General features: G+C 74.3%; 3 protein-coding genes. 1 reads left to right on the top strand and 2 read right to left on the bottom strand.

Going from position 1 to position 3,204, the window contains the following annotated elements:
* Both ACTUAL_RS04195 and ACTUAL_RS04190 read right to left on the bottom strand, forming a co-directional pair.
* On the bottom strand, positions 1-1,245 hold a 1,245-nt coding region (locus tag ACTUAL_RS04195; RefSeq protein ID WP_440899329.1), incomplete at its 3' end, for a hypothetical protein.
* The gene (locus tag ACTUAL_RS04190; protein ID WP_440899328.1) at positions 1,238-1,855 is read right to left on the bottom strand and encodes an RNA polymerase sigma factor; all 618 of its coding nucleotides are present in this window, start codon (positions 1,853-1,855) and stop codon (positions 1,238-1,240) included. The genes ACTUAL_RS04190 and ACTUAL_RS04195, both read right to left, overlap by 8 nt.
* A gap of 286 nt (positions 1,856-2,141) precedes the next feature.
* On the opposite strand from ACTUAL_RS04190, the gene ACTUAL_RS04185 reads away from it, so the two are divergent.
* Positions 2,142-3,204 (top strand): PPE domain-containing protein (locus ACTUAL_RS04185; protein WP_440899327.1); only part of this gene is annotated, 1,063 nt, incomplete at its 3' end.

The raw sequence follows: 3,204 nt of genomic DNA, 5'->3' as shown, positions 1-3,204 counted from the left end.
GCGCCCGATCTCCCGCCCGCTCGCGTCGCGCGTCACCAGCTCCGCGCTGGCCGCGCCCAGGTCGCCCATCGCCAGCAGATCGCTCACCAGCACGAACGACCCGCCCGACAGCACGGCCCGGACCGGTGGCGCGTCCGGCGTCACCAGTTCCACGCCCGTCACCCGCTCGTCCAGCACGAGCCCCACCAGCGCCTGCGACGTGGTCCCGGTCTGCACCAGCCCGGATTCCGGGTCCAGCTCGGAGGTGAAGCTGTGGGGCTTCGGCACCGCGACCACCCCGCCCCCGAGCACCCGCCCTGGGGTGAGGTCCCACTCGGCCGCCAGCGGTTCGTGCGTGAAGGGCGCGTCGTCCGGCGAGCACGTCGCGAGCAGCTCGCCCATCCGCGCGACCTGTACCGACTCGCCCGCGCGGACCGGCACGTCCGGCCCGGCAGTCCAGAACTCCGGGTCGACGAGCGGCGCCTGCCCGTTCCGGCAGGTCCACGGCGCGCCCGCGCCCGCCTCCGCGAGCACCCGCCGCTCCGCCGCGGCCGGAGGCGTCAGCGGCTGCTCGACCTGGATCTCCGCCGAGTCGCGCACCTCGTACTGGGCGACCAGCCCGCTCCCCGGCCGGAACTCGGCGGGCGCCAGGAAGATCCGCCCCGCCCGCGCCGGGTAGGCCGACCGCTGCCCGTCGAACAGCCCGAACGGCCGCTCGTCGGTCCCGGTGAACCCGGCGATCGTGCCGTTGGCGGTGGTGAACGCGACCGCCAGCGCGCCCGGATCGGCGACCGGCCCGGTCCAGCTGGTCGACCTCGGCGTGCGCTCGCAGAACAGCACCCCGGCGGGCGTGTCGTAGACGGTCACCACGACCCCGAGGTGCTGCCCGGTGACCAGCCGCGTCCACCCCTCGACCGGGGGAATCCCTTCCCCTTCCGGGCGACAAACGGGTTCTTCGCTCGACGGCCCCGTCTCCACCCGGTAGTTCTGGTTGTTGTCCGGCATCGGCAACTCCCGGACCGGGGACGGCGGCCCGCTGGGGCCGGTCGTCCCGAGGTCGGTGCGCAGCTCACCGACCAAGGCCCCCGCGAGCCCCGCGCCGACCAGCGCGAGCGCGCCCACCACGGCCGCAGCCGCAGGCACCCGGCGCGGCGATTCCGCCATGCCCTCGCGGAGCCGCAGCAGCGCCGCGTCGCGCGTCGCCTCGGGCAGCCGCCGCCCCGGCGGGGTGAACTCGGCGTCGTGCTCGGTCCCGTGCTCAGCCACGGTCGTCCTCCTCGGTCAGGTCGCGCAGGCGTGCGCGGGCGCGGGCGACGCGGGAGCGCACGCTCGCTTCGGTGATGCGCAGCAGTTGCGCGGCGTCGGCCGTGCCCACCCCGCCGAGCAGGCACAGCTGGGCGATCTCGCGCTCGGAGCGGGGCAGTCGGTCGACCGCGGCCACCACCCGGCGCAGCCGGTCCTCGGCGGCGTCCGCGTCGGCCCCCCGCTGGGCGTGGTCGCGCTGCGGCGCGGGCGGTCCCACCAGGCGCAGCACCTGGCGCAGCCGCGAGCCGGAGCGGTGCTCGGTGCGCACCAGGTTCGCGGTCACGGTGTACAGCCAGGGCAGCGCGGAGTCGCGGGTCAGCACCACCTTGGCGCGCGAGCGCCAGGCGGCGAGGAAGACCTGCGAGAGCAGGTCGTCTGCCGCCGTCCACGAGGCGGTGAGCCGGTGCGCGTGGTTCCACACGGCCTCGGCGTGCCGTTCGAACAGCGCCGTGAACGCGGCGCGCGCGGACTCGGTCCGCTCGTGCGCGGCGCGGCGCCACAGCTCGGCGTCGCTCTCCCACGCCGCTTCAGCGTTGTCGGGTGGTCCCGCGCCGGGTTCCGCGCCGTCCACCACCTCTGAGTTCCGTCCCCTGGTTCCGGTCGTCACACCCGGCTTGAGTGTCCGTGCGGGGCGGGCGCTGCGTCGTTGCGCTGTGACGTGGCGCACACCTCGCTGCGGGGTGGTCGCTGTTCCCCCGACCGTGAATTTCCGGCGTCTTTTGACGAAACGCGGTTGCCCTGCCCCCTTTTGGGTCAAAATCGTGCCGCACGTTCGGGTGACGCACGCCGGAGTGGTGACCGGCGCGGCCCGACGGCGACCGAGGGGGCGGTTGGCTGTGGCTGGCGAGAATCCACTGGTGGCGCAGGCTCCGGCCGAGCCGGACGGGGTGTTCAACGCGGGGACCGGGGACAACGGGTGGGCCACGGGCATCTCGTTGGCGGAGTCGGCGATGGACACCTACAAGGGGTTCGCCGAGGGCAACTGGATCGAGGCGGGCCTGGGCACGGTGGGCCTGGTGGCGGACGTGGCGTCGTTGGCGGTGGACCCGTTCGGGACGTTGTTGTCGTCGGCGGCGTCGTTCCTGATGGAGCACATGCAGCCGCTCAAGCAGATGCTGGACTGGCTGGCCGGGAACCCGCCGGTGATCGACTCGTACTCGCGGACGTGGGACAACGTCGCGGAGGAGTTGAAGGCGGTGGCGGCCGACTACGCGTCGGCGGTGGCCTCCGGCACCGAGGGCTGGACCGGTCCGGCGGCCGAGGCCTACCACCGCAGTGCGGCCGAGCACGGCGACGCGCTGTCGGGTGCGGCGTCGGCGGCGGGCGCGGTGGGCACGGTGGTCGGGTTGATGGGCATGGTGGTGGGGTTCGTGCGCGAGTTCGTGCGCGACCTGATCGCCGACCTGGTGGGCAAGTTGATCGCGTGGGTGTTGGAGGCGGTGTTCTCCCTGGGGTTCGGGACGCCGGTGATCGTGGCGCAGGCGGTCACGGCGATCTCCAGGTGGGGGGCGCGGATCGCGGAGGTCGTGCGGAAGCTGTTGAACACGGTCAAGAAGGTCTCGCCGATGATCGCGAGGCTGGTGGAGGTGTTCGAGAAGATCGCCAAGGTGGTCGGCAGGATCGCGGGCAAGGTGACCGGGTTGGACGTGCTGCACCCGAGCAGCGTGATCCCCGGTGGTTTCGTGCGGCGCGGCGGTGGGGGAGGGGTGGACCTGCCGGGCGGCAGCGCTCCCGGTGGCCGAGGCGACGGCCCCGACGGTTCCGACGCCCCTGGTTCCCCCGGTTCCCCTGATTCCCCCGCGACCCCTGACGGTCCCGGCTCGGACACCCCGCGCACCGACACGTCCGCCGCCGACGCACCGGGCACCGCACCGCGCGGCACAACCCCGGAGTCGGGCACCCCGCGCCAGAACCCCGCGA

The organism is Actinosynnema sp., assembly GCF_052038725.1.
Note: the sequence above shows the minus strand (reverse complement) of the source record. Positions and strands in the feature narration are given on the sequence as shown.